This is a genomic window from Aeromicrobium sp. PFPM2_SD2, assembly GCF_057364525.1.
Genome location: NZ_JBNFNZ010000130.1, coordinates 1 through 5770 on the forward strand (window position 1 = coordinate 1; position 5770 = coordinate 5770).

The following is a 5770-nucleotide window of genomic DNA, read 5'->3' on the forward strand; positions in this document are numbered from 1 at the left end:
ACGACGCCCGGCCAGGCGGTCTGGCGGTCCCGCGGCTTCGCGCCCCAGCCGGCGCTGGCGGCGGTGGGTCCCGGGCCGCCGACTGACCCCGGCCGCGCCCGGAGCAGCGTCCCGGGGTCTCTCCCGGTGAGACGACGAAGGCCGCACGAACGGCGTCGACGGGGTACGATCCACGCGACGTAGACGTGGCTCGCCACGTCTCGCCGGCTGTCTGGGCCCACTCGGACCGGTCGGCGGGGACGACCATGGGGGATCGATCGATGACGCGCGACTTCGACAGCTCAGGACGCCCGGACGCGGTGCGCCGGCCGCGGGTGCGGCGGGCCGCCCTGCTCGGCACGGTGGGCGTGTTGGCACTGGGCCTGGCCGTGGGAGGCCTGCAGTCGGCCACCGCGGCGCCGCAGAAGGTGCTGCAGTCGGTGCACGTGGAGGTGGCGCGCGACGGCGCCGTCGAGGCCATCACGAGCACGACCATCCGCCACGAGGGCGACGACTCCGAGGACGACGAGAAGACGCACGACCCGGTCAAGGCCGGCGACGAGCTGCCCGTCCGCGTCCTCACCGCCTACCGCCTCGGCGACAAGTCCGGCACCGACCTGGACGACCTGAAGGGCGAGGACGGCCGCGTCCGCATCGACGTCACGGTGCAGAACACGACCGTGCGGCCGACCGTGCTGTCCTACGACTCCGAGGGCACGAACCGGCGCTCCCCCGCGCTCGTCGGCGCCCCGCTCACCGTCGTGGCCTCGGCCGACCTCGGCGACGTCGACCTCGCGTCGGTCGTCCCGTCCGACCCGGCCAGCGACGAGCCGGCCACCAACGGCGTCGTCAGCCGCGACGACGACGGCAAGGCCCGCGTCCAGTGGGCCACGATGCTCGCGCCACCCCGCCTGGGCGCCAGCGCCACGTTCACGCTCGTCCAGGACGTCTCGGACTTCGACCCGCCGTCCTTCGACATCAGCGTCCAGCCCGGCCTGGTCACCGACACGTCCGTCTCGCGCCTGGTCGACTCGGCGCTGGGCGAGGACGACGGCGTCCAGCAGCTCACCTCGCGCACCATCACGCTGCTCGGCTCGGTGGGCACCGTCCTGACCGACGTCAGCAAGGTCCTGTCGCGGGTCGAGAGCAGCCTGGACGGCTCGGCGTCCGAGCTGGGCACCAAGACGATCGCCGACCTGCGCTCCAGCTCGGCCTCGGCCACGTCGGCGCTCAACGGCCTGTCGTCGGACCTCACGTCGCTGCAGTCGAGCATGGACAGCTCGCTGACGTCGTCCAGCAGCAAGGCCGTCGCCCAGCTGGCCAAGAGCTTCACCCAGGTCAAGGAGCGGGTGCTCGGCGACCCGGCCACGATCGACGCCCAGCCGCTGCCGGTCTCCGAGCCGGTGCAGGGCTGTGCCGTCCCGCAGCCGTCCGACGAGGACGCCCCCACCGTCTACGGGCAGCTGCGCGTCGTCCAGGCTCAGCTCAGCGCGCTGGCCAGCGCCACCAACAACTGCACCGGCGCCATCACCACGGCGCTGCGCGAGACCGTCGGCACGCTCGAGGACACCTGCGAGACGCCCACCGCGCTCGGCGCCATGGAGTGCGCGGACTTCGCCCTGCGCACCGGCACGCAGGACCTGGTCAAGGCCCAGCAGGAGTTCAACGACGCCTTCGACGGCACCGCCGTGCAGAACCTCGAGGACGCCATGGAGCAGGTCTTCGACCGCCTCTACGGCATCCGCCAGGCCGCCCAGGGCCTCAACGTGAACGCGCTGCGCGGCGGCCTGCAGGACGTCGCGTCCGAGGTCGACGCGCTCCAGGCCCTCGTGGCCGAGGACGGGGCGCTCGACACCCAGGTCACGGCGCTGCGCACCAAGGCCGAGGAGGAGCTGCAGCGGCTCGACGGCTCCTTCGGCGGCGACCGCGGCGCGATCCGCCAGTCCCAGGACCTCGCCACCGCGCTGTGCCGCACCGCGGACTCCCCGGAGCGCACCGAGGCGGTCGTCCTGCTGACCGGCAAGAACTGCGACGGCTCGGACCCGGCCGCGGCCCCGGAGGACTACACGTCCTCGCTGCAGGACAAGCTCGGCGCCACCCGCTCCGCGTGGGCCGAGGTGGCCGCGGCCACGGCCGACCGTCAGGGCCTGGACGCCGTGCGCCGCGACCTGGCCCGCGACGTCGCCTCGATCAAGGACGACGTCGACGACCTGCTGTCGGGCGAGGTCGACGGCTTCCAGCGCGACCTGGACGACCTCGGCACCGAGATCGCGCGGCTCTTCCAGCCGCAGCCGCAGGGCCCGGACGCCGAGGGCAACCCGCAGCCGGACCTCCCGTCCCAGTACGACCAGCTGACTCAGGCGTTCCAGGTGCTCAAGGACAACCAGGGCTCGATCGGCGTCGACGAGGGCACGTTCATCAAGGCGGCCAACGATCTGAAGGACGCCTCCGCCCGCGTCAAGCAGCGCCGCGACCAGGTCGCCCAGACCCGCAAGCAGGTCGAGGAGGACACGATCGGCCTGCTGAACCCGTTCGCGCGCGAGCTGGACGGCATCGGCAAGGGCGTGGTGGCGCGCGGCAAGCGCACCATCACCCGCCAGCGCACGGCGTTGGACACCGAGGCCAGGACGTTCCGCACGAACCTGGAGTCGACGGTGAAGAAGTCGGTCACGCGCATCGACGCCCAGGTGGGTGCGGCGAACCGCGACCTGGCCTCGTCCGAGCGCCAGCTGCTCGCCGACCTCAAGGCGGTGCTGGTCAACATCGGCCAGCCGCGCCAGGACGGCAGCGGCCTGCTCGGCGCGATCTACACCGGCGCCCGCCGCACCGGCGCGTCGAACGTGAAGATCGCGGGGGCGGGCGACGCCACCGAGGCGTTCAGCCAGGTGCGCGCCACCGCGCTGGACGACCTGTACCTGCAGCAGGCGCAGGTCGCCGCGTCGCTCGAGGCCGAGGCCGCGTTCCCGGTCTTCGACCTCGACCTGCCCGAGAGCGCGTCGCACCGCACCGTCTTCTCGTTCCACGTCGGACAGGACTGATCGGCCATGACGCGTCTGCTGCGCAGCACGTTCCTCCGCACCGCCGTCGTCGGCCTGGCGGCCGCCACGACGCTGTCGGCGTGCACCGGTGACGACGGCCCGCCGCCGGCGCGAGCCGGCTCGAGGCGGGCGGCGGGGCATGCCGGCCCGCCGTGAGGCCTTCGAGCAGGCCGGCATCGACCTGGACGCGCTCCTGGGGACGGACGCATGGGCAGCCTCGTAGGGCTCGCGCTCGGCACGGGTCTAGCCCTGCTGTGGTGGACGTGGTGCGAGCCGACCTGGCGTCCCGCGGAACGTCCGTCGCGTGACCGGACGCCGCTGCTGGCCCGGGCCGGCCTCCCGGACGTCCGGCCGCGCAGCCTCGTCGCGCTGTGCGGCGGGACGTTCGTGGTCGTCTTCCTCGTGGTCGCCGGCATCTCCGGCGTGGCCGTCGTCGGCCTGGCCCTCGCGACGATGGCGGCGGTCCTGCCGATCGGTGTGCTGCGCTCGCGGGGCGGCCCCGGCGCTCGCGCGAGCTCGCCGCGCTGTGGCCGGACGCCGTCGACAACCTGGCCTCCGCCGTGCGGGCCGGACTGTCGCTGCCCGAGGCGTTGCAGCAGCTCGGCGAGCGAGGACCGGAAGGTCTCCGGGAGCCGTTCGTCGCGTTCGGCCGTGACTACCAGGCCACCGGACGCTTCCACGACAGCCTCGACCGGCTCAAGGACCGGCTCGCCGACCCGGTCGGCGACCGCGTCGTCGAGGCGCTGCGCATCGCTCGCGACGTCGGTGGTGGCGACCTGGGGCGCATGCTCCGGTCGCTGTCGGGCTTCCTGCGCGAGGACCTGCGGACACGCCGCGAGCTCGAGTCCCGTCAGTCCTGGACGGTCACCGGCGCGAAGCTCGCCGTCGCTGCGCCGTGGGTCGTGCTGCTGCTCATGAGCTTTCAGCGGGACGTGATCGCCCGGTTCGCGACCGGGGCCGGGCCGCTGGTCCTCGCCGTCGGTGCCGTCGCGTGCCTGGTCGCGTACCGGTTGATGCTGATGATCGGCCGCCTGCCGACCGAGCGCAGGATCCTCGCGTGAACGCGGTGCTCGGCGGTGCCGCGGGAGCCGCGCTCGCGACCGGCGTCCTCATGCTCGTGGCCGTCTGGGTCCGCGGACGCCGTCCGGCCCTGTACGACCGCGTCGCGCCGTACGTCCGCGACGTCGAGCCGCAGGCCTACTCCGTCGCTCAGCAGCGTGGGACGTGGTCGGGACTCGTCGCTCCGGCCCTGGCGTGGGCCGGCGACCGGCTGGGCCGGCTGCTTGGCGGCACGCCGAGCGTCGAGCAGCGCTCGCGCGGCTGGGGTCCGGCCAGACGGTGGCGGGGTTCCGCGTGCAGCAGGTGCTGTGGGGCGTCGCCGGGTTCGGCTTCTGCGCCGCCGTCTCGCTGTGGTGGCTGGTGGGCGCCGGCACGCCGTCGCCCGCGCTGCTCGTCCTCTGCCTGGCCGGCGCGACCGTCGGCGTCCTGGCCCGCGACAACGTCCTCACCTCGCAGGTGCGCCGCCGCGAGCAGCGGATGCGCGAGGAGCTGCCGACCGTGGCCGACCTGCTGGCGCTCGCAGTGGCGGCCGGGGAGGGCCCCACCGCGGGGCTCGAACGGGTCGTCCGCGTGACCGACGGAGAGCTGTCCCGCGAGCTGGCCCGGGTCCTGGGCGACGTCCGCACGGGCACGACCATGACCCGGGCCCTGGACGACCTGGCCGCGCGCACCGGGCTGGCGTCGCTCGCCCGGTTCGCGGAAGGGCTGGCCGTCGCCGTCGACCGCGGCACCCCGCTCGTCGACGTCCTGCACGCACAGGCGGCGGACGTCCGCGAGTCCGGCCGCCGTGAGCTGATGGAGCTGGGTGGGCGTCGTGAGGTGGCGATGATGCTGCCGGTCGTCTTCCTCATCCTTCCCGTCACCGTCGTCTACGCCTTCTACCCGGGCCTGATCGGGCTCAGCCTCACGTCCGGCACGTGACCACCAACAGGGGGAACCGATGAACCGACTGCTGAACCGCTGGCGGCACCGTGACGAGCGCGGGACGTCCCCGGCTGGGTCATGGTCACCGTCATGACCGCGGGACTCGTCGCCGCGCTGACCGCGATCGCCGGCCCGCAGCTGCGCAGCATGCTCACCACGGCGCTGTCGTCCGTCGGCGGGTGACGTGCGGCGGGCCCGGGACGAGCACGGCTCGGCCGTGGTCGACTTCGTGCTCGTCATGCTCGTGCTGGTGCCGCTCGTCCTCGGCGTCATGCAGGTCGCGCTCGTGCTGCACGTCCGCAACACGCTCGAAGCCGCGGCCACCGACGGCGCGCGTGTCGCGGCGGGGCTCGGTGCCACGCCGGCGGACGGTGCCGAGCGCACTCGGCAGATGATCCGCACGTCCGTGGCCGACCGGTTCGCCGAGGACGTCTCTGCGTCGCGCTCGAGCATGGGCGGGCTGCCGGCGACGTCGGTGCGGGTCCGTGCATCGGTGCCGCCGCTGGGCCTGTGGGGCCCGGGGCTGTCGGTCGAGGTCGAGGGCAAGGCGTTGGCCGAGGTCGAGCCGTGAGCACCGAGCGCGAGGAGGGCAGCGCGACGATCGAGCTGGTGTGGCTCGTGCTGCTGCTGATCGTGCCGCTGGTCTACCTGCTGCTGTCGGTGCTGGAGGTGCAGCGCGCGGCCTACGCGACGTCCGCGGCCAGTGCCGCCGCGGCGAAGGCGTACGTCCGAGCGCCCGACGTGGCGACCGCCCAGGTGCGTGCCCGGCT

General features: G+C 74.0%; 5 protein-coding genes and 1 pseudogene. All 6 read left to right on the forward strand.

Translation table 11 applies throughout. The features are described 5' to 3' along the window. Positions 1 to 260 precede the first annotated feature (260 nt). Positions 261 to 3017, forward strand: a complete 2757-nt coding sequence (locus AC2W7G_RS07990) for a hypothetical protein (RefSeq protein ID WP_485867963.1) — start codon at positions 261 to 263, stop codon at positions 3015 to 3017. A 6-nt stretch (positions 3018 to 3023) separates the two neighbouring features. Next, positions 3024 to 3173: a hypothetical protein gene (locus tag AC2W7G_RS07995; RefSeq protein WP_485867964.1), complete on the forward strand. Its 150-nt coding sequence runs from the start codon at positions 3024 to 3026 to the stop codon at positions 3171 to 3173. A 404-nt stretch (positions 3174 to 3577) separates the two neighbouring features. Further along, a complete protein-coding gene (locus AC2W7G_RS08000; protein WP_485867965.1) occupies positions 3578 to 4078 on the forward strand; it encodes a type II secretion system F family protein in 501 nt (166 codons plus the stop codon). 292 nt (positions 4079 to 4370) lie between these two features. Then, positions 4371 to 4997 (forward strand): type II secretion system F family protein, encoded by a 627-nt coding sequence (locus AC2W7G_RS08005; RefSeq protein ID WP_485867966.1) that lies wholly within the window; start codon positions 4371 to 4373, stop codon positions 4995 to 4997. Positions 4998 to 5217: 220 nt separating this feature from the next. After that, on the forward strand, positions 5218 to 5571 hold the full coding sequence (locus tag AC2W7G_RS08010) for a TadE/TadG family type IV pilus assembly protein (protein ID WP_485867967.1): 354 nt from the start codon (positions 5218 to 5220) through the stop codon (positions 5569 to 5571). Continuing rightward, a pseudogene (locus tag AC2W7G_RS08015) lies at positions 5568 to 5770 on the forward strand (hypothetical protein); the annotation flags it as partial. The gene AC2W7G_RS08010 and the pseudogene AC2W7G_RS08015, both read left to right, overlap by 4 nt.

What these genes read in the sequence shown, in the direction of transcription:
- AC2W7G_RS07990 (WP_485867963.1), top strand. Translation starts at nt 261, where the DNA reads ATGACGCGCGACTTCGACAGCTCAGGACGCCCGGACGCGGTGCGCCGG.
- AC2W7G_RS07995 (WP_485867964.1), top strand. Translation starts at nt 3,024, where the DNA reads ATGACGCGTCTGCTGCGCAGCACGTTCCTCCGCACCGCCGTCGTCGGC.